Below are 20,344 nucleotides of genomic sequence, written 5' to 3'. Positions count from 1 at the left end.
GGGTACGGTGACACCTCGCCGGAGTCTCATGCCAGCGGAAAGGCCACGCGCGTCGAGGGAGCGACCGCCACCGCCCGATGTGCCGTCGCTCCATGATCCGTCAGCGATTCATCACCGGTTGCCGATCAACCCCGGCATTCGAGTCGTGACCTCCACCGGCAGAGCGCAGGGTGCCGACCAGACACAGCACTGCACCGAGAGCGACCCAAGCCGCCAGCACGATCACGGCGTGGGTGGCGCCGCGGCCGTCGAAGAAGGCGGTCGACCGCAGCAACCGGCCACCGGCCCCGGGCGGCAGCAATTGGCCGAACGCACCCGACCATCCGGGCAGCATCTCGGGTGCGGTCGCCGTCCCCGAGAGGGGGTTGCCGACGAGCATCATGACCACCGCGCCGATCCCGATTCCGGCGTATCCGAGCAGTGATTCCAGCCCGAGAACGGTCAGCGAGGTGGCCGCGATGGCCAGGCCGATGGCACCGGCATTGGCCGGGTAGGACCCGCTCAGTGAGCCGAGCCAGTACTGCAGAATCGCCGCCACCGCCATGCCACCGGTAACCGCGAAGGAGAGTGCGCCGGTGACCCGCCGGATGGTGCCGTGCACGAGTCTGGTCAGCAGCACGGCGGCCAGTAGACCGCCCATGACAAGTGGCAGCGCACCCGCTGCTAGCCCGGCGCCGCGTGGATCGTCGGCGGGCAGGGCGGCGAGATCGCGGACAGCGATCGGGGTGCTGGTCCCGCCCGCCTGGCTGAGGCCGGTCGCCATGGCCTGCAGCGTCTGGGCGACCGAGGTGCTCGCGGCGGAAGCAACGATGACCTGTGGCGTGCCGGAACTGAGGTCGATCGCCCCATATACCTGCCGGTCGCTGATGAGTTGTTCAGCAGCCGCTGTGTCGTGGACCGTGGTGATCTCGAAACCGCCCGGCAGCCGTTGTTCCAGTGCGGTGCGGATCTGCGTGACGGCGGTGGGCGGCCCGGCGACGGCGATCGGCACATCGTGAACCGACGAGCGCGCCGATGGCCAGGCGAAGGCGACGAGCAGGACGCCGACGATCGCGGTGAGCACGAAGACGGTTCCCGCCACCAGTGCCCATCGGGACGCAGGTACGGCGGTGGCGGAGGGCGCCGGGGTGTTCATATCTACTCCTCGAAAGATGGGGCCGCGATCGGTGCTCATCGCAGGGTGAGCGGGGTCTCGGTGTCGATGTGGGTCAGCTTCTGCGGGTTGCGGACGTAGTAGAGGCCGGTGATGAAGGCGTCCTCGACCCGCAGCGCGATGACACCGTCGAGTTCCCCGTCGACGTGCAGAGCCAGGGCCGGGCCGCCGTTGACCGCGGTCGGCTCGATAGTGAGCGTGACACCTCGTTTGGTGAGGCCGCCGACGATGAAGCGGGCCACCTTGTCGGCGCCGATAACCGGCCGGGGCGTGGCCTGTTTGATGCCGCCGCCGTCGCTGATCGCCACCACATCGGAGGCGAGCACGTCGATTAGACCCTGCAGATCCCGGGTTTCTAGAGCCTGCTGGAAGGCCGCGAGAGCCACGTCGGCCTGTCGCGCGGACACAGTGCGGCGCGGGCGGCGCGCCTCGACGTGGCGGCGGGCGCGGTGGGCGATCTGGTGCACGGCGGCGGGGGTCCTGTCGACCGCCGCCGCGATCTCGTCGTAGCCGATCCCGAATGCCTCACGCAGCACGAAGACCGCTCGTTCGGTCGGGGTCAGCGTCTCGAGGACGAGCATCAGCGCCATCGACACGCTTTCGGAGAGTTCGACATCGGCGGCCACATCCGGCGTGGTGAGCAGCGGTTCCGGCAGCCACGAGCCCACGTAGGATTCCCGGCGACGTTTCATCGAGCGCAGCCGGTTGAGAGCCTGCCGGGTGGTGATCCGAATCAGGTAGGCGCGTGGATCGTCGACGTGCGCCGCATCGATGCCGACCCAGCGCAGCCACGTTTCCTGCAGGACGTCGTCGGTGTCGGCCACCGAACCGAGCATCTCGTAGGCGACGGTGAACAGCAGTTTGCGGTGCGCGAGAAACGCTTCGGTCGCCTCGACAGTGGCGTGGTCGCCACTGCGGCCCGTCCGCCGCCCCTCTGGTTCGTATTTGGTGTTCATGGAGTTCTCCCAGGTCGGTTGTCGGGCCCCGGCAACCAGACGGCGATCGGTGATTTCGGTGTCACTGAGCGATCGGCGCCGCTGCGTTGTCGCGCTGGGCCTGCAGCAGCATCGGCCGGTGCTTACCGTCCTTGAACCAGCGGTGTGAGCCGGGCTTGTGCGCTTCGGTCGCCAGGTGCTTGATGCCTGCCGAGCAGGCGAATTCCTTGAGCTTCCTGCCTGCGAAGCCGCTGAAGTACAGCCGCATCGCGGTGTCGTCCTTGTGGCCGAGCTGGTAGATCCCAGCATCGCGTCCGAAGCTGAGGCACATGGCGGGGAACGACAGATCGATCGGCGAGGCCTGTTCACCCGCGATCCGGTGCAGCAGTGTGTCGGCGGCGTGCGCTCCCAGGCAGTACGCGGTATAGGCGCTCATCCGGAACGGCAAGGCAGACGGTGCCGACGAGTCGCCCGCCGCGACAATGCGCTCATCGTCGACGCTGGTCAGCGTCTCGTCAGTGAGCAGTCGCCCGGCGACATCGGTGCGCAATCCGCTGCGGCCGGCCAGGTCGGGCACCCCGAAACCGGCCGTCCAGATCGTGACTTCACTCGCCAGCGTCCGGCCGTCGCCGAGTTCCACGGCCTCCCGTGTCACCGCGGTGACCGCCGCATCGGGGCCTTCGATGACGTTCACCCCCAGCTCGGCGAAGTACTTGCGGGCCGTGCGGCGAGCCTTCGGGTGCAGGTACGGACCGAGCACCCCGCCACAGACCAGGGTGACGCTGCGGCCCTGCTCGGCCAGCTCCGCAGCGGTCTCGATCCCGGTCGGTCCGCCCCCGATCACCGTCACCGCCGCCGTCATGGGCGTATCGAAGAGCACCGACCGCAGCCGCTGCGCCGCCTCCAGAGTCGCGATCGGGTACGCGAACTCGGCCGCACCCGGCACTCGCGGCCCGGCATTGCCGCTGCCGACCGCGTAGATCAGGTAGTCGTAGCCGATCGTGCCGCCCTGGGCCAGGGTCACGCTGCGCTCCGTCGCGTTGATCCGCGTCACGCTGTCGACAACCAGCCGGACACCGTCGGCCAGGATTTCGGTGTAGTCGACGACCGCGTCGTGAGTGCCGCCCACCAGTTGGTGCAGGCGTAGCCGCGGGACGAAGACCGGCCGCGGATTGATCACCGTCACCGTCACGCCGTCGCGCTGCGTCAAGCGATTGGCCGCCATCACTCCGGCGTATCCGCCGCCGATCACGACCACATCGATGTTCTTGTCCATGGTGTCTCCTTCGTTCCGAGCGGGTCGAATACCAGACACCGGACCGACTGGATTCCTGACAGTCTGTGAGGCAGATCACTTCGGCCGTGGTCCCGTCCGCATAAGTCGGCACACCCGTCCCGACCGGCGTCCAGGACTCCTTGGCGGGGAGGGAGCGACCAGCACCCAATGTCGGCGTCTGATTCCCGCCGCCCGGAGAATCGCCCAGAGAGTGATCCGTGTCACTGAAGGATGCTGTCAGGAAATCGGGGGCTGTCTCGTTCAAGCAGCACGCGAACCAGACAGGAGCGAATCATGAAGCACCGCATCGTCGTCCTCGGGGCCGGATACGCCGGAGCCTTCTCCGCCGGATATCTGGCCCGCCAACTGCATTCCGACGACTTCGAGATCACCGTCGTCAACGCCGAACCCGATTTCGTCGAGCGGCTGCGCAATCATCAGATCGCCGCCGGGCAGGATCTGCGCCACCGGCCGCTGGCGGAGGTGTTCGCGGGCACCAGCATTCGGCTACGGCTGGCGCGGGTAACAAGCGTCGACGCCGAGCACCGGACGGTCACAGTCGCCGACGGCGAGGGCATCGACCGGCTCGAATACGACACCCTCCTCTATGCGCTCGGCAGCACCGCCGCCGACCACGGCGTTCCGGGCGTCGACGAGCACGCCTTCCACGTGGCAGCGCGGCCGGCCGCGCTGCGCCTGCGCGCACGCCTGGACGAGCTGGGCGAGCACGGGAAGGTGCTGGTGGTCGGCGGCAACCTGACCGCGATCGAGGCCGCCACCGAGATCGCCGAATCCCGTCCGGGACTTCGGGTCAGCCTCGCCACCAGGGGCGAACTGGGCGGCTGGCTGGGCCCGAAGGCCCGCCGCCACCTGCTGCGTGCCTTCGACCGGTTCGGTATCACGGTCCACGAGCACTCCACCATCGCGCGCGTCGAGGCGTCGGCGGCGGTCGCCGCCGACGGCACCGCTTTCGCCTCCGACGCCACCGTGTGGGCCGCCGGCTTCGCCTGCCACCCGATAGCCGCGGCCAGCGGCATCGAAGTGATAGCGAACGGCCAGATCACGGTCGACCGTCAGATGCGGTCGGTCTCGCACCCGGATATCTACGTTGCCGGTGACAGCGCCTTCGTCATCGGCGCGAATGGTCGGCCATTGCCGATGTCCTGCGCTTCCGCGGGACCCACCAGCAAACAGGCGATCGCCGCGATCATCGGGGACCGGACCGGGCGCAAGGTCTCGCCGACCGAGCTGACGTATATCGGCAACCACATCAGCCTCGGCCGGAAGGACGGGATCTTCCAACTGGTCGACGGTGATGCGCGATCGAAGTCGGGGGCCCTGGTTGGCCGGACGGCCGCGCGCGTCAAATCGGCAATCCTCGCCACTGCCGCCTGGATCGTGAGCCACCCGACCGTCGGAAAGCCGAGTCACAGGTACCGCTTGGCCACCGCCCGAGAGCACTCGCCCGACGTGGTCACCGCATAGGGTCGTGCTCATGGACACCGCCACCGTGGCGCGTTTCGAGGCCAGCCGGAATCGGCTGGCCTCGCTCGCCTACCGTCTGCTCGGCTCGGCCGCCGACGCCGAGGACACGGTGCAGGACGCGTTCCTGCGGTGGCAGGCCGCCGACCGCGAGTACGTCGAGGTGCCCGAGGCATGGCTGACAAAGATCGTCACCAACCTGGCGCTCGACCGGCTCCGTTCGGCGAAGGTGCGGCGCGAACGCGCGGTCGGCGCCTGGATGCCCGAACCGCTGCTCGACGGCGACCCGATGCTGGGCCCAGCCGACACCGTCGAGCAGCGCGAATCGGTGACCCTGGCGGTGCTGACGCTCATGGAGCGGCTGTCGCCGATCGAACGGGCCGTTTACGTTCTGCGCGAGGCCTTTTCGTACAGCCACGCCGAGATAGCCGAAATTCTCGGCATCACCGAATCCGGCAGTCAGCAACACACCCACCGAGCCCGGCGTCGAATCACTGCCGCCAGCAACGGAACCGACATCGACCACGCCGCCGCGCGACGAATTGTCGAGGCGTTCGTCGCCGCCGCCTCCTCGGGCCGGACCGAACAACTGGTAGCGCTGCTGACCGACGACGCGACCGGCGTCTCCGACGGCGCGCTGGGGCTGGCCAAGACGCTGATCCGGTACACGACCCCCGAACGGCTCGCCGCCGCTGTACAAACCGGCTTCAAACCGTCCCCGGCCAAGCGCAATCTCGCTGGTGGCTCGCCCTCGATCCATGCCGCCGTGGTCAACGGCAGCCCAGCCATACTCTTCACGCTCGACGACCGCGTCGTGGGTGTTTCGATCCTCGAGATCCGTGGCGGCAAGATCGCAGGCGTGCGCGGCATCGCCGCGCCGGCCCGGCTCGGTCGCCTCACTGAGCAATGGCAGCGGCAGGGGCACAATTCCCCGCTGATCGAAGCGTGGTAAGTCGGCATGACAGTCGAAGTCTCGGGGCTGTTGTGCACGCAGATGCCACGATCGCCGTCGGGCCGATATCTCCCGCAAATGGCAGTTCGACGCGAACAAACGGTCAAGCCCTCGTCCTAGAGGACATTCCCATGTTCGATGTGCCCCGCCCGGGACACCACCGAGTTCGGGGCAGATTGCCCTACTTCCGCAGGACATCACGATCCCTCAGACGGGATACGTACCCACGATGACCAGGCCTTTCTCAGTTGCCCATGTTTTGCGCGCCCCGCCGAGTACCGGTACCTGTGACTTCCACTAAACCTAACACCGCGACAATCGGATTCATCAACAAGACCACTACACCGGTACCCTTCTCGACTTCCGAACGGAGAACAACGCAATCATCGGCGTGGCCGACGACGGGCACCTGCCGAGGGCCCCTGACGGGACCCATTGATCAGCCCGGGACCGAACCACAAGGGGCAGGCCAGTCTTCCTGACCGCATCGCTGACCGCGGCACCCGATCGGGTACGCAGTAGCGAAATCCGTAGGCACACGACGGGCGTAGCATCCAGCCGGGGTGATGTGCTACCACACCTACCCTTGACCCTCGAGCCCCACCGGAGTCGAACTACCCTGCCTGCTGCGGCACGGTACCGGCAGCTACCCCGACCAAGAAACCACTACCAAAGATATAGGTCGGACTTCACCGCCGCCGAGCACGACTCCACCGTCCGCCCCGATCGGATCATGAGGATCTACGCGGTGACCACGCTGAGCTCAGACAGCACGCCTTGGGGGTCGTTGAGATAGCGGTACCCCTCCACTGGGAGATTGAACTGGCCGAGCACGTTCGCCACGGCATCGCGTTCCGCTGCGGTGACCGGGATCCGGCGCTTGATGAGACTGGCGCACAGCACGTCGACGAGCATCACCCACTCACCCACGTCGCTATAGGTCCGGTAGCTTTCGACCAGATCAGAAGGCAGGCGGTCGGCGACGCTTTCGAGAAGGTCTCGCGAGTCCTTGCTCATCTTGTTGAGCCGACGGTTACGAGCTTCGATAGCTTGCGGGTCTCGCTGACGCTTTCGCGCTTCTCGTGCCGCCCTGTCCGGATTCATCGCTCTCCTAGCCTATTTGATCGGATCGCCATTCGTGTCGTTCCTGACTACACCCTCGCCTCCGATGGGGTAGCCGGTCACGACTGAGCCGTCGGGAGCGACGATGACTTCGATTTGGACGCCGTTGCGGGTGCCGTTGACTTTCCAGTTGCCGTTGTCCTGGAGGACTGGCGGCTGGTCCGGATTCTTTGCGACGTCGACTATTCGGTCGATGATTTTGTCGTCTCCTAAAGCGGGTGTCGCAGGTTCGAATCCCGCCGCAGGAACATCGAAGATCGGACCAGAAACCTATCCGTACCGGCGGACAGTGAGTGTCAGATTGAATAGGAATCAGCGATGACCAGGCGCTTTCCGGTTGCCCATGTTTGCGTGTCCCGCCGAGGGCACAAACCTGCGCTTCATTTGCCCAGTTCAGGGCGACGTAAGCAGAGCTTGGCTAACCGGACCTCAAATCCGGCCGATGGCTGTCCTCGCTCAACCAGCGCCCGCTGCCAGTCACCGACATCCTCCGAAGGCAGAAGAACAGCGGCGTCCATGGCATGCAAGCAGTGGATGGCCAGCTCCGCCGCGGTGAGCCGAGACCACCACCGCGCGCCGACCGACCCGCTGTATCGCCCCCGCCACGCGATAGCGCAGGACGGCACTGGGCGAAGGTCTTCCATGCGGTTGCGGCGCGCGCCAGCTTGTCGGTGTCCCCGTCGGGGACTTCGCCGCCAGAGACAAGCGCAGTGACCTTGTCCTGCAGTTCGGTCCAGTCCGTCTCGAGTCCGCGACTGTAAGTCCCCGACGACGCGACACCGTTGACGATGCCGGAGCCGTAGGGTAGTTCCGAGGGGAAACCACTGGGCAACGATGGTGGGCCACCCTTGTTGGGGTCGCGGTTAGCTTTGTACTCCGCGCACTTCCAGTTGTAGCCGGCCGCAGTCCATACGTCCCCGAAGTGCTGCAATGCCCGCGCGAAGCTGGTCGCCACCAGCACCACTGCGCCGGCGCGGTCGTCGTAGGCTTTCGACCACGTCTTGACCGCCTGGTAGCCACCGGCCATCGCGCTGGTTTCCAAAAGGACGCGTTGCATCGCGTTGTAGACGGTTTGGAATTTCTCCGAGAGGTCGTAGCATTCCTTGGCCGCGCTCTCATAGGACTGTGGGGAGATCGAGCCCACTGAGTTCAGCCGCCGCTCATTCTCAAATTGATTTCCGCTGCCGCGCTGTAGGCGTCGCGGGCGGTGAACGCGCTGGTCCACGAAGCGGCCTTGTGGACGACGCTCGGGAACGATGCCGTGATGGCCGCGCAACTGCGACACCTACTCCGCGCGGCTTTCGGAAACGTGCGACTCGTGTTCGGCGTCGTCCCGCTCGGCGCACCGTTCATCTACTCCACGACATCGTTCGACCTGTGGGACGGCCGGGCCGCGACCGTGGAGACGATCAGCGCCGAACTCAGCATCGCCACGCCGAGCGAACTCCAGCTATACGAGAAAGCATGGGACGGGCTGCGGGTCAACGCCGTCTACGGAGACGCCGCACGAGCACGGATCACCGCCGCACTCGAACGGCGCACGGGCCGAGACGCAGCCCGGTAGGTCATCGGCACGAACCACAGTACCCACATATCCGCAGGTAGAGCCGAGGTTTCGTGCCCACATCCTGCCCACAACTTCCGTCGAAACTGGTTGAACTCGATTGAACTACATTGAGGACAACCCCCAGGTAGAGACCATGCCGATGCTGTGCCCGCAGCTCCAGAATCCGGGTGATTCGCTCTCCTGAAGCGGGTGTCGCCGGGATACATGAAGCGACCGGCTCTGACGCCGTCAGGAGATGATAGGGATCAGTGGCTTTAGACATCGTCATGCAGGACATCAACCATGCCGAGATACACCGCTTCGGTGACGATGCGGACGAAACGCTGTTCAGGCTGTGCGCCGCGCAGCCCGACACCAGTTTGGTACGAGGCATCTACCGGTACGGCGACACCATGTTCAACCGGTACCAGCTCGGCTTGATCCTGGATCAGATCGAGGGGATCGAGGTACGGACCGATGTCGAGCGGCGGGCTGTCGACCTACTGAGGCAGGCGGCGTCGATCGCGCTCCGAGCCAACGGATATCTCCTGTTCGTCGGCGACTGACGGGTAGGACTGGTCCGATCTCGGGCGAGCATGCAGCGTGGGCGACGGATCGCTGCCCGCTGAACCGGGATCGAGGCGAGGGATGTGCGCCGGTACCGTACCGTTGCACGATCTGTGGGCGGCTGCGGGAGGGGAGGCGAATGTCGAAAGAGTTCGGCGGGAGGCGGTTCCGGCCGCCCGAGGACGCGCAGAAGCTGAGCAAGCAGTCGATTACCGAGGCGAAGGCGGCGTTCGCCGAGTTCGACAAACGAGCGGGGCGTGACCACGGTCGCTACCACGAGGAGGAGTTGGTTCCGCCTGGTGCGGGCGCGCTGGCGGTGATGCCACGCCGGGTATACGGCGACCGCTCTGTCGACCAGTGGCCAGGTAGCGCGGACCAGCAGGAGGCGCTGCGGATTCGCGCCGAGTCGGAGCGCCACCTCCAGCACCGGATTCGAATCGCGTTGCAGTGGGCCGATATACCCGCCGCGATTCGCGCCGGATACGGCGAGGCCGGTGTGTTGGAACTCGCTCGGCGGAACGCATCTTTCGCCGGAGATCTCGATGACCTCGCCGACCACCTCAATGCGGCCGGGCTTCCGGCACGGCCCGGCACGGTTTGGGACCGGCGCGCTGTGAGCGAGGCCATCAGGCTGGTGTGGCCGCAGGAACTGGCTGGCGTGTGGCCGCACAGAGATTTGGGTACGTATCCGGGTTATCTGGGGCCGTTACGCGACAAGCCGGGTTTCATCACCCAGTTCTCGGTGACCGCACCATATCGCGGCCAGTTCCGGTGCATGCGTTGCGGCGCGCGGTGGCCTGTCGGGTGGCCGGATACCGGGGACGGCCTCAGAGAGTCGCAGTGCCCGGATTGCCTGACCCCCGGCGGAAGCACCGGCACCCGCGACACCGAGCACAGCACCATCGACTTGCATTGGATAATGGACCGATTCGCGCCCCGCCCGGTGGGACCGTGTTCCGTGTGCGGCGCTGCGCGTGAGCTGATACCGCGCGGATACAGCGGCCCGGAACGGGTGCTGTACTGGACTTGCCCGCACGGGGACGCTCTTCGCCGCGACGAGCATTTCATGACGTCACTCGAGCGCGCGGAGTGGGAATCGACGGCCGCCCACTATGCGTACTGGCTGGCCGTCGACATGCTCCGGCTGGCGTACTACAGCGGTGAGGTCACAGACCTTCCGTTCGGTGCCACCTACGTCGCCCGCGACGGTAGCGATGAACGGTGGGTCTACCGTCCGGGCGGCTGGGAACGGTCGGACGGCGACACCGCTACCGCCGCGGGTCGATAACGTCACGATCGCTCGGTCAGCGGTCCGGCGGTGTCCTGCCGAAGCGTCGTCCCTCTCGACGTTATGTGACACCTACGGGTTGGCCGACGAGGTGATCGGCGGCCCGGCAGAAGCCTCGGAGTCCGGCACCCCGGTGTAGTCGGGCAGCTCGACGCCGTTGATCGCGCGCTCGACCAGTTCGGTGAACCATTCGCCGGCGAAATCGGGGCTTGGTTCGGCGTCCGGCCCGGGGACGTCGCGGCTGCGCACATGCAACCGGCCGATCTCCTGGTTGGCCTCGACGAACGAGCGCATCCGCCGCTCGTAGCCGGCGAACCCGGCCTCCGGATCCCACCCGGCGGCGGCCAGCTCTCCGGCCAGCAGGTAGGCACCGACCAGGGCCAGCCCGGTGCCCGCCCCGGACATCGGCGACGAGCTGAACGCCGCGTCCCCGAGCAACCCCACCCGTCCGCTCGACCAGCGGTCCATCACCACCTGGGCGACCTGGTCGAGGTAGAAGTCCGGGGTGTCGTCCAGATGCGCGAGGATGCGCGGGGCCAACCAGCCCATGCCGGCCATCCGCTCACGCAGCAGACGCTTCTGGGCCGCGACGTCGCGATAGTCGACCTCGAGGTCGGCCGCGGGGAAGGAGAACATGGCCATCGCCCGGCCGGCGTCGGGGATGGGCCGCAGTCCGGCGGAGCGACCGGACTCCTGGTAGTCGATCAGCCAGCGGTCCAGCCCGAACTCGTTGGGCACACTGTAGAAAGCCAGCACGAGACCGAGATGGCGGACGAACCGCTCGCGCGGCCCGAAGACCATCGCTCGCAGCGCCGAATGCAGCCCATCCGCACCAACCACCAGATCGAAGCGCCGCCGGTCGCCGCCCGCGAAGACCACGTCGACCCCGCCCGCGTCCTGGGTGAGCTCGGCGATCCGGTCGCCGAAGACGTACTTCACACCGTCGCGGGTGTCGTCGTAGAGCACCCGCGACAAATCTCCGCGCAGGATCTCGATCTCCGAGATGTACCCGTCGCCGCCGTCATCGTCGGCGCGGTAGGTCTCCAGCACGTTCCCGTCCACGTCCACGGTGTACGCGCCGGCGGTCTCGGTGCGGGCCGCGCGAACCGCCGCGTCCAATCCCATCCGCCGGATGACCTCTTTGGCCACCCCGCGCGCGTCCACCGCCTGCCCGCCGGGACGCAGCTCGGGGGCCCGCTCCACCACGGTCACCTCGGCCCCCCACCGACGCAGCCAGTGCGCCAACGCGGGCCCCGCGATGCTCGCCCCCGCCACCAACACCCTGGCACCGCTCACCGCGCCACCTGCTCACCCGACCGGATCATTTGCCGCTGCACAGGGTCGTCGACGCTCATCATTGCCTCCATGTATTCCTGCCCGCGCTGAAACAGTCTCAGCACAGGCCCACCGCTATCGGTGTATCCAGCGGTATCGACGGAGGATCCACCCGAAATTCATCGGTGCGGCCGAGATCGTGTTCATGCCCCGCGAAAGTTGAACTCGCCATCAGAGTTTCGGCGTGTCCGAACCCGCAAGCCCGCCGCCGAGGGCACGGTTACTCGCTGCCGAGGTCCATCCCGTCCAATCCCGCTTCCCGCAAGATGCGGGCCAAGGTGTCTTCGTCCACCGGGCGCTGCGGGGGCTCCGACTCCGTGACCGGGTTTTCTCTCGCAACCGGAAGCATCTCGTCGTAACCGGGGTCGCCGGGATGGAACTCCTCGAAGCCGCTGTAGTAGACGCCGTCCTCGGTCCGGCCGCGCAACCGGACCAGAATCGTCTCACCGTCCTCGGCGAGCATGGGCGGGCTGGTGTCATCGGAATACGCCGTCAAAATAATCCTTCAGCCGATTCGCGAGTTGCTGGTCGCCGAGAGCGAAATCGCGAAGCTGCTGCGGACCGTGCAGCCACGCCGAGAACGCCTCGCCGAACGCTTCGCTGGGTTCGTCGTAGTAATTGTTCCACTGCTTGCTTTTGCCGATGGACTGGAGCATCACCGAGTGCAGATCACGCCACCCCTGCGAATCGCTGAGCCATTTCCCACCGGTGCCGTACGCCGCATCCACGGCATGCCCGAACTCGTGCAGCACCACGTTGAGGCTTCCGCCCTGCCCGCCGGAGTTGATCACGATGCGCCGCGGGCCGCCCAGGTATACGCCTCGCACGGTGTTCCAGCTGGTACCGGGTTTGCGGCCGTACGGGGTGCTGCCTGCCAGGCTCTCGGTGCCGGGCAATTCGAGCATGGGGCGATTTCCGATGACGATCCCGCCGCCGGGAACCGCGTTCATGTGCTCGCTGACCCGCGCGTAAACGTGGCTGGGCACGCGAGCGATATCCTGGACCATCCGCAAGGTCTCGGGTGTCCGATCGATGATGTTCACGAATGCGCCGCCGTCGGGAGGCGGATAGGCGACGACGAACTCGAACGAATCAGCAAGCCGCACGCTGTCGCCCGGATGCAGCATGACCTTCGTCCCCGGCTTGATCTCCGTTCCGTTCACGTAGGTGTGGTTCGTCGATCCTTCGTCGCGGATCCAGACTCGCCCGGAGGGGTAGACGCCGACACTGGCGTGCCGACGGGAGATCTCATCGGTGCGGGACAGGCTGTCGGGTAGCTCCGCGCTGTCCCGCCCGAGCAGCAGCGGCTCGCCACCACGCACCAAGTCGAGGGACACATCACCGTGCTCGTTGTTCAGCCTCACCGGCAATGCGCGCGGAACGCTCTCCTGGAAGCCGTCCTCGAATCGCGCCGCGCCCACCCAATCGCCGAGACGAATTTGGTCACCTGGGCGCAGGCGCACCGGCATGTCGGGATCGACCTTGACGTTATCGACCCAGGTCCCTCTGGTGGAGTTCTCGTCGCGCAACCACACGTCTCCGTACTCGTCGCGATAGACGGTGGCGTGCCGGCGCGACACCTGCAGATTGTCGGCGAGGTGGCTCGCCATCGGTGACTCCAGGTCACGACCGATCAGCACCTCCTCGCCACGCCGCAACGTGAGGGGAGGCAGACTCTCGTCGTCGGACAATCTCAACTGCAACGGCGCTTCCCCACCGACTTGGAGTCTGGTGGACACCTCGCCGAAAGTCACCTTGTCTCCGGTGTTCAGGTACCGCTTCTCGCCCGCCAAGATGGTCTCGTCGTTGACCTTGGTTCCTATCCAGCTGTCTCCGTCCGGGTCGCGCACCCAAACACGACCGTCGAGTTCGCGCCCGACGGCGACTTCCCTGCCCGGCCTTCCGATCACCATCGCATGACCGTTGAGTGCACTGGTGTCGACGGACACCTCCTGGCCCGGCGCGAGGCGTATCGGAAGCTTGTGCTTGAAGGGGTCGAAATGCAGTTCGGCAGGTGGATGCAGGGTCGGCGCCTCGCCGCCCATATGGGCGGTCCCAACGTAATCCGGACCGATCCCCAGATTGTCGCCTTCGGTCAGGGTCACTCTTCGGTTCGGAGCGATCCTGTCCCCGTTGACCCACACCCCTTCGGAACCCGGGTGGTCCCGGATCCACAGTCGACCGTCGTAGTCCAAGCCGAGAGTCGCGTGTCGTTCACCGACATTGGGGGCCCCGCGCAACTGAGATGCGAACGGCGAGTTCTGGTCGGTGCCGATCACGACCGTTTCTCCCGGCGTGAGCCGCACCGGTGTCGCGTCCGCGCCACTGCCGATTCGCACGCGGACCGGATCGACCTCGATCGTCGCATCCGTCGGGACGAATTGCGCCGTGCTGTCATACCAGCCGAGGCGCAAGTCGTCCCCTGGCTCCAGTACCCGGCGCTCGCCCGTGCCGAGCCGAACGCCGTTGACTCGGGTGCCGTTTATGGAGTCAACGTCCTGGATCCATACCCGGCCGTTCTCATCCATGCTGACGATCGCGTGGCGTCGCGAGATACTGTCGCGCCCGGGCGCATCGGGGTGCACCATCGCACGACCGATCTCGATCTCCCGGCCGCGGTGCAGCTTCAGAGCGGGTCCGTCGTCGCCGAACAGTCGCACTTCGGCCATCTGACGCTGGAACGTGACGCCGAGTTCCAGGTCGCGACTGAACATGACGTCTTGGCCGTCGTGGATCCGGACCCAGCGATCGCCGGTCAGCTGTTTGCCGTCGACGAAGGTGCCGTTCGTCGAGTTGTCGTCTCGAAGCAGGACATGGCCTTGCTCGTCCACGGTCATCGTCGCGTGACGACGCGAAACTCTGTCGCCGGCCATGTGTTCCAACAGCGCGCCGTCACCACGACCGAGCACGTACTCCTGGCCTGGGATCAGGCGAAGCTGAAGGCGCGCGTCGTCCGGACCGGTCAGCACCATGTCGACGTAGCCACCGTCGGGATGGCGGTAGAACTGGGTGAATCCGGCGGGAGGGGCATCCGCCGCGAGCCTGTATCGGTCCTGGATCGCTGGTTGGTCGTGTAGCTCGACCCGCGGCTGCGGTCGTGTCGGTGGGCCGTCATACGTCGGTTCGTCGGTCCGGGCGCGGGGCGTCGGCCCTTCATGCGTCGCCGGAGCCTCATCCGCTGCCGCCTGCCGTCCGGCCGGATCCGCCTCATCGCCCGGAGGACGCGGCCTCGACTCGTCCGGAACACGCGAATCGTCCCGTACCGGCCGCCGACCGTCCGAGGCCACCTCATCGACCGGAACCCGCGGCGTCAACTCCTCCTGCCGCACGAGCGGACCATCGGCATTCCGTGGTAGTGGCGGCGGCTGGTCCCTGCGGCCTCGTGGCGCGACAGCCGAGCCGCTGACCTCGTCGCCGCGCGGTGTGGGTGGCCTGCCGTTGCGCCCATACGCGTCGGTCCCGGTCGGCCGGTCCTGTCGTGGCGTGACGGACACCGCCCGGCCGTCACCAGGGACGATTCCCGGCGCCGCGCCGGGGGAAGACGGTGACAACGCCGGCAGGACCCCACGCCCCGCGTCACCACCACCCGCGGCATGCTCCTCCAGCATCGTCATCCGCTGGAGCATGCCGTCGTACCAGTCCCGATGGCCCGCGGCGTGGAAGACCGGGCTCAGCTCTTCGACCCGCTGCCGGATCTCGTGCAGCTCTGGGCGAGTGAGAGCGTGGTCGTTCCAGAGGATTTCGGAGTTGTCTCCATAGCGGAGGAAGTTCTCCGCGAAGGGCCCGACGACATACTGAGCGTCGGCGAAGTTCTCGAATGCGCGGCTGTGGTCTATTCCCCACACGTTCCCGTCCGGATCGACCATCCAGTTGTCGCCATTGCGATCGGGTATGCGTACCAGCACGTCCATGACGCCCTGGCGCATTCCCGCAGGACCGCTGAGGACCTCCTGCGGGAACGCCCTTCGCGGATACGTCTCCGCCGCCACCGTGCCGGGGACGACCTCCATGTAGACGTGGTCGCCGATGACATGCACCGCGGGCACCCGCGCGCCCACCGCGTCGCCGACCAGCGAGCTCAGGAATTCCGCGTGCGCGTGCTGCGGATCGGAGACCACCTTGTGGATCACCTCGGTGCCGTCGTGGAAGACGAGCCGCTCCACTACTCTCGCCGAGTTGCCTTCGGTGCTGAATCGCTCGATCACTTCCACCCGCGGTGGTTCACCCGAGCTCAACAGCTCATTGATGCGTGACGCGAATTCCCAGTGGCGTAGACCGAGCCGAGGTGCGTCGCTCTCGGAACGCGACGCGTTGCGGCCTGCGGTGTGGACTCGGATCGCACTACCCGCCGCGCCGACGAACCCGCTGCCGAAGCCGGTGATCGCGGATTCGCGAACCATCTTGAACAGATCACCGAGGCTGTGGATCTCGTCCAGGTGGATCAACACCGAGGGCACCGCTCCGGCCAGGCCGCCCGCCAGACCGCCCGCGCCGCCGAGCAACATCGTGCCGCCCATGTGCGCGGCGAGCCGGCCGGAGGTACTGACCGCTCTGCCGCGCGTCAAGCCCAGCACGCGCGGCGCGAGCCTGCGGCCGACCTCCGCACCCGCCACGCCGCCGACCACACCACCGAGGAGCATTTCCAGGAAGGCGCCCGTGTCGAACTTGTCGCGCACCCCGTCCTTCAGATCCCACAGCTGTGCGCCCCCACTGATCGCGGCACTGGTCAGAAGGCCGATCTTCGCCGCGTGGACAGCGGTGTGCAGCGCAGCTCGTTGTGCCGCGCCCGCGACCGCCCGCTCGCCCACCTCCACGGCCAGACGCGCAGCCGCGGCGGCCATCGCCTGCTCGGCCTCGATCCGGTCGATCAGCGCTTTCGCGCCACCACCTTGGAAGAACAGCAGCGCGTCGTAAGCCAATTGAGCCGCCAGCGCGATTCCCATCGCGATCAGGAGATGCTGCGTCTGCACAGCCGAATCGGCGACGTCGTGGCACTGCTTGCCCAGGCTCTGACACACCGCCGCCTGATCACGCATGGACTTCACGACCACACGATGGCGTTCGGCCAGCGCCGTCGACGTGGCGCCCGCAACGGCTTGTTCGGTGCCCGCCGCCTCGGTCTCGTACCGGTCGGCCGAGTTGTTCAATTCGCCGGAAGCCACCAGGTACGCGTCTCCATTACGACGCATGCCATCGACGTCGGTCTCCGGCCAATGACCGAGAACCAATTCCCGCACAGCCGACGGCACCTCGGCCAGCAAACCGCTCGAATCCATCGCAGCTTGCCTCCCGGCACCCTCACAGTCGCTGCGGGACTATCTAGACATATCGGGCCGCATCCACTATTCCCAGCAGCGATAAAAGTCCCATCATGAGAGGTGCCGGCCGACAGGAATCGCGAGGCGGTGCGGAACTGTTGAGAATGCAACTACCGGAGCAGGGATCATTTCCGAATCCAGCAAGGCGCCCGCGAAGGAGGCCTCGATCCGAACGCTTCGTGCGGCGGCAGTCGCACCGTAGGCGAGAAATGCGACCGGCGGTTGCCGCGACAATGGATTGCAGCGGGTAGGGAGAAGGTGTGGGCGAGGAGTTCTCGGTCGACCCGGATAAGCTGCGCGACCACGCACCGCGGTTCGACCTGATCGGGGCGGATGTGGCGGCTACCGTGCGGAAGCTGCGCGCTGCCCTGGCGGGGGAAGGCGAACCTTGGGGAAAAGACGATGCCGGCCGCGCGTTCGCCGAATCCTACGTTCCGGAACATCAACGCACGATGACCGACTTGAACAGCCTCGTCGAGGCACTCCAGCAGGCCGGCACCGATCTGCGCCACCTCGCGGAGAACTTCGAGAACCAGGACCGGGCCGTCGGGCAGCGTATCCACAACGTCGCCACCGGATTCCGGAACGATCCGGCCTCCCTTCCGGTGAGTGTCGATGCCGGTCCCACCCATCGGCTCGACCCCAGCGCAACAGACATACCCACCGCCGCACAGCCGTTGGTGGGATCTCCCGTGCCCACTGCTGCCGTCACGGCGACAGCGCCGAGACAACCGGCGTCCGCCGCTGCCGCACCGGCCGATCGGTCACCGCTCTCGTCGGCTCCGACCGCTCGAACCCCGGGCGTACCCGACGACGGGCCCGCCTCGGGTCAGCGGCCGGGCGAGGCCGAGAGCAATCCGAACGGCGCCGACCATAGCGGCACCGACCAGCCGGGCGTACCCGGCCCCAGCGTGAACCCGACTCGTCAGGCGGATGCCGCGCTCACCCGTCCCGCACCGGGCAATCGGCCGTCGTCACCGTGGACGAAGGCAGACGCCGAAACGCGGCGAGCCGCTGCCGCGCAATCCGCCGCGAAACAAACCGGCGCCGCGCCGCCGAGCACGCCATGGTCCAATGCCGCCGGAGGTCGCCCGCCGAGAGTGTCCGCGCCGGACGCGGGTACACCCGGTGCACCGCCGCGCATGCCCGGCCGACCTCCCGCACGACCGGACCGGAAGGACGAGAAACCGGGGCGGAAGGTGGACGCCTCCGGCGAGTCGATCGCTGCTCGCCTCACCCGGGAACTCGCCGATCGCCACGGCGTGCGCGCCTTCGGCTTCGACATCCCGGACGTAGCGGGGGAGGTATTGACCGAGATCGTCGCCGCTGTGGACGACGTGCTGCCGCGATACCCGCAGATCGCCCTGCGCGCCATCGGAATCGAGGATCTGATGGACGGCGAAACGGCCGCGCTGGAATGGGATTCGGCCCGTATCGTGCTGGCGGTACGCGTCGCCACCGACCCGAAGCAGTTGGAGCAGACCGTGACCGCAGCCGACAACGCGGGCCTGGTCGCACCGGGATGCGCACGACGTCCGGTGTATTCGGCGATCGTGCGGGAACTCGGTAGAGCGCTCGACGGGGCAGGCGGCTTCCGCGCCCGCGCCGCCGCGCAGCGAGCGCTGCTGACGGCGTATCTGCCGCAAATGAGCCCAGAGGACAAGGGCTCGTTGAATCGGACGGTGTCCGGCTTCCAGGAATGGCGATCGCAGTTGAGCGGCCACAGCTTCGACCGCGGACGGTTCCAGCCCACCACCGCTCTGGCCGAGGCGTTCACCGACGTGATCCTGAACGCCGCGCAAGCCGCGCCGCCCGCGCAGGTGCTGCACCGCCTGCTGGTCACCACCGCGCACTCCCCTACACCCCCGTAACGCTGCGTCTCCGCCCAGTCGTGCGCAGAATCAGGTGCGCTGCCGATGATCGAACTCGTGAGGTGAATTCTGTTGAGGCACAGCGATACTGTGAGCAGTATGCGTTGGGTGGTTGCGGTGGGCTTGGTGCTGCTGTTGGGTGGATGCGCGCAGGTCACGGCGGGGAAGCCGCAGCCGGCGGCGGGGTCGTCGCAGACCGGGACGGGGCCGGCGCAGACGGGCGCGCCGGACAATGGTGGGGATCTGCTGGATCGGATCGAGTGGGTTCGGCACGGTTCGCCGGTCGATCTCGCTCGCTTCCACTCGGCACAGATCGAAGGCGGGCCGGTGACCGACCTGCGGGACGACATCGCGTTCGTCAGCCCGACCCACAAGATCAGCTGCATCACCGGTGTCGAGTTCGATTTCGACGGGTTCGACTGCATGGTCGAGCTGAAGGAACCGGCACCCGCGCCGGGTGAGGGCTACGGCCAGTGGTTCGGCGGGTATGTGACCTACTCCGGTCAGCGGCTGACCGTGGGCCAGTTTCGAGGCGACCCAGGACTTTTCATCAACGGCGAGGGCGCGACGTTGCCTTATGACAGCACCGTGGCCTTCGGCGCGTACCTCTGCCGCCTCGCGACAACCGGGCTTACCTGCGTGAATCCGGACCGCCGCACGGGCGTGCGGATGAGCAGCGAAGGCGTCGTCCCGCTCGGCTGCCTGCGCGAAGTGCCGCAGGCTGAGCGCGAACCGGCCGTCGGCCGCGCTTACGCCTGCTGATTACATGCCGCTGCATTACCCAGCACTGACCAGCGGCCGGTCGGAGGGAGGCCGCGCCCTCTTATCAGCGCACGCTCGGCGATATCGCCGATCACTGACCGAAGGAGTACCGGAGATCGGCGAAGAGCAGTTGGTTGAGGCGGCGGCGGAGGTGTCCGATCTTGCTCTCGTCAGGAGGCTGTCCGTACGCCAGCAGCGTGAACCGCAGCGATGTGCATCCACCGTCGACAGCCGCCAAGTCGAAACGCACTTGATCGCCGGGCCTGCTCGGCCACAACGAGGACCACATCACTACGGCGGGCTCGTCAGCGTTCAAGACCGTCGGTTCCATCTCGTCCGGCAGCAGGTTGAGCCAAGGCCGCGCGCCCGGACGCCGAGGCTCGGTCAGCGATTGCCAGACCGCACGAGGCGGTGCGGGCAGAGTTCGCGCCCTGGAACCGATCTCCTTCATTCGGCCAGGCTATGCCGTCCGGCAGCGACGTCACGGTTGGCGAGCGTTGATCGTGCGGCAATCGGCATCGCCGAGCGTTTCGGCGTGTACGAATCCGCAGGTCAGCCGATACGAGATAGTCGCAGGACGAGATCGCATGATGGCAAGGCGACGGCGTCGAGGCGAGGTGGGCCGGACAGCGGAATCCGAGTGCCATCGCCGACGGGCCGAACCAGCTCGACCTCGCAGCACTCATAACATCCACATCACCTCGGATGTATGGCCCCGGTCAGCGTAGCCCCGAAAA

The 20,344-nt window shown here is 66.9% G+C and carries 17 protein-coding genes; 7 read left to right on the top strand and 10 right to left on the bottom strand.

The genetic code is table 11. The features are described 5' to 3' along the window. Window positions 1-100: 100 nt before the first annotated feature. The 3 genes from ACFU5M_RS20610 to ACFU5M_RS20600 form a co-directional block, all read right to left on the bottom strand. A complete protein-coding gene (locus ACFU5M_RS20610; protein ID WP_379051481.1) occupies window positions 101-1,135 on the bottom strand; it encodes a hypothetical protein in 1,035 nt (344 codons plus the stop codon). 35 nt (window positions 1,136-1,170) lie between these two features. Further along, window positions 1,171-2,109 carry an RNA polymerase sigma-70 factor gene (locus tag ACFU5M_RS20605; RefSeq protein ID WP_379051478.1) on the bottom strand — a complete coding sequence of 313 codons (939 nt, stop codon included), beginning with the start codon at window positions 2,107-2,109 and terminating at the stop codon, window positions 1,171-1,173. A gap of 61 nt (window positions 2,110-2,170) precedes the next feature. Then, window positions 2,171-3,364, bottom strand: coding sequence for an NAD(P)/FAD-dependent oxidoreductase (locus ACFU5M_RS20600; protein WP_379051476.1), 1,194 nt, complete (start codon window positions 3,362-3,364; stop codon window positions 2,171-2,173). A 294-nt stretch (window positions 3,365-3,658) separates the two neighbouring features. On the opposite strand from ACFU5M_RS20600, the gene ACFU5M_RS20595 reads away from it, so the two are divergent. Further along, window positions 3,659-4,849, top strand: a complete 1,191-nt coding sequence (locus ACFU5M_RS20595) for an NAD(P)/FAD-dependent oxidoreductase (RefSeq protein ID WP_379051474.1) — start codon at window positions 3,659-3,661, stop codon at window positions 4,847-4,849. A gap of 10 nt (window positions 4,850-4,859) precedes the next feature. After that, complete coding sequence (locus ACFU5M_RS20590; protein ID WP_379051472.1) at window positions 4,860-5,798, top strand: sigma-70 family RNA polymerase sigma factor; 939 nt, start codon at window positions 4,860-4,862, stop codon at window positions 5,796-5,798. 741 nt (window positions 5,799-6,539) lie between these two features. Here ACFU5M_RS20590 and ACFU5M_RS20585 read toward each other — a convergent pair. The 3 genes from ACFU5M_RS20585 to ACFU5M_RS20575 all read right to left on the bottom strand — a co-directional run bounded on the left by ACFU5M_RS20585 (window position 6,540) and on the right by ACFU5M_RS20575 (window position 8,205). Beyond that, window positions 6,540-6,815: a hypothetical protein gene (locus ACFU5M_RS20585; protein WP_379051469.1), complete on the bottom strand. Its 276-nt coding sequence runs from the start codon at window positions 6,813-6,815 to the stop codon at window positions 6,540-6,542. A gap of 99 nt (window positions 6,816-6,914) precedes the next feature. Next, entirely contained in the window at window positions 6,915-7,115 is a 201-nt protein-coding gene (locus ACFU5M_RS20580; RefSeq protein ID WP_379051539.1) for an EndoU domain-containing protein, read from the bottom strand. A 223-nt stretch (window positions 7,116-7,338) separates the two neighbouring features. Continuing rightward, window positions 7,339-8,205 (bottom strand): hypothetical protein, encoded by an 867-nt coding sequence (locus tag ACFU5M_RS20575; protein WP_379051543.1) that lies wholly within the window; start codon window positions 8,203-8,205, stop codon window positions 7,339-7,341. Between ACFU5M_RS20575 and ACFU5M_RS20570 the strand changes: the two genes are divergently transcribed. The 3 genes from ACFU5M_RS20570 to ACFU5M_RS20560 all read left to right on the top strand — a co-directional run bounded on the left by ACFU5M_RS20570 (window position 8,128) and on the right by ACFU5M_RS20560 (window position 10,321). Then, window positions 8,128-8,484, top strand: coding sequence for a Scr1 family TA system antitoxin-like transcriptional regulator (locus ACFU5M_RS20570; RefSeq protein WP_379051467.1), 357 nt, complete (start codon window positions 8,128-8,130; stop codon window positions 8,482-8,484). The two genes, ACFU5M_RS20575 and ACFU5M_RS20570, sit on opposite strands and share 78 nt — an antisense overlap. A gap of 251 nt (window positions 8,485-8,735) precedes the next feature. Then, window positions 8,736-9,032 (top strand): hypothetical protein, encoded by a 297-nt coding sequence (locus tag ACFU5M_RS20565; protein ID WP_379051464.1) that lies wholly within the window; start codon window positions 8,736-8,738, stop codon window positions 9,030-9,032. Between the two features lie 140 nt (window positions 9,033-9,172). Then, the gene (locus tag ACFU5M_RS20560) at window positions 9,173-10,321 is read left to right on the top strand and encodes a hypothetical protein (RefSeq protein WP_379051462.1); all 1,149 of its coding nucleotides are present in this window, start codon (window positions 9,173-9,175) and stop codon (window positions 10,319-10,321) included. A 72-nt stretch (window positions 10,322-10,393) separates the two neighbouring features. On the opposite strand, the gene ACFU5M_RS20555 is transcribed toward ACFU5M_RS20560, so the two are convergent. The 3 genes from ACFU5M_RS20555 to ACFU5M_RS20545 form a co-directional block, all read right to left on the bottom strand. Further along, window positions 10,394-11,617, bottom strand: coding sequence for an FAD-dependent monooxygenase (locus tag ACFU5M_RS20555; protein WP_379051461.1), 1,224 nt, complete (start codon window positions 11,615-11,617; stop codon window positions 10,394-10,396). A 259-nt stretch (window positions 11,618-11,876) separates the two neighbouring features. After that, complete coding sequence (locus tag ACFU5M_RS20550) at window positions 11,877-12,152, bottom strand: hypothetical protein (RefSeq protein WP_379051459.1); 276 nt, start codon at window positions 12,150-12,152, stop codon at window positions 11,877-11,879. Continuing rightward, window positions 12,133-16,932 (bottom strand): FHA domain-containing protein, encoded by a 4,800-nt coding sequence (locus ACFU5M_RS20545; protein WP_379051457.1) that lies wholly within the window; start codon window positions 16,930-16,932, stop codon window positions 12,133-12,135. Before ACFU5M_RS20545 ends, ACFU5M_RS20550 begins: the two co-directional genes overlap by 20 nt. 302 nt (window positions 16,933-17,234) lie before the next feature. Here ACFU5M_RS20545 and ACFU5M_RS20540 point away from each other — a divergent pair, with 302 nt between their 5' ends. Both ACFU5M_RS20540 and ACFU5M_RS20535 read left to right on the top strand, forming a co-directional pair. Beyond that, window positions 17,235-18,845 carry a WXG100 family type VII secretion target gene (locus ACFU5M_RS20540; RefSeq protein ID WP_379051455.1) on the top strand — a complete coding sequence of 537 codons (1,611 nt, stop codon included), beginning with the start codon at window positions 17,235-17,237 and terminating at the stop codon, window positions 18,843-18,845. 327 nt (window positions 18,846-19,172) lie between these two features. Further along, on the top strand, window positions 19,173-19,607 hold the full coding sequence (locus ACFU5M_RS20535) for a hypothetical protein (RefSeq protein ID WP_379051452.1): 435 nt from the start codon (window positions 19,173-19,175) through the stop codon (window positions 19,605-19,607). Between the two features lie 91 nt (window positions 19,608-19,698). Here the strand turns inward: ACFU5M_RS20535 and ACFU5M_RS20530 are convergent, their stop codons facing one another. Then, window positions 19,699-20,058 (bottom strand): hypothetical protein, encoded by a 360-nt coding sequence (locus ACFU5M_RS20530; protein ID WP_379051451.1) that lies wholly within the window; start codon window positions 20,056-20,058, stop codon window positions 19,699-19,701. Window positions 20,059-20,344: the final 286 nt, after the last annotated feature.

The sequence above is a fragment of the Nocardia sp. NPDC057455 genome (assembly GCF_042802775.1).
Taxonomy (GTDB): Bacteria; Actinomycetota; Actinomycetes; order Mycobacteriales; family Mycobacteriaceae; genus Nocardia.
This window is presented reverse-complemented; position numbering and strand designations above follow the sequence as displayed.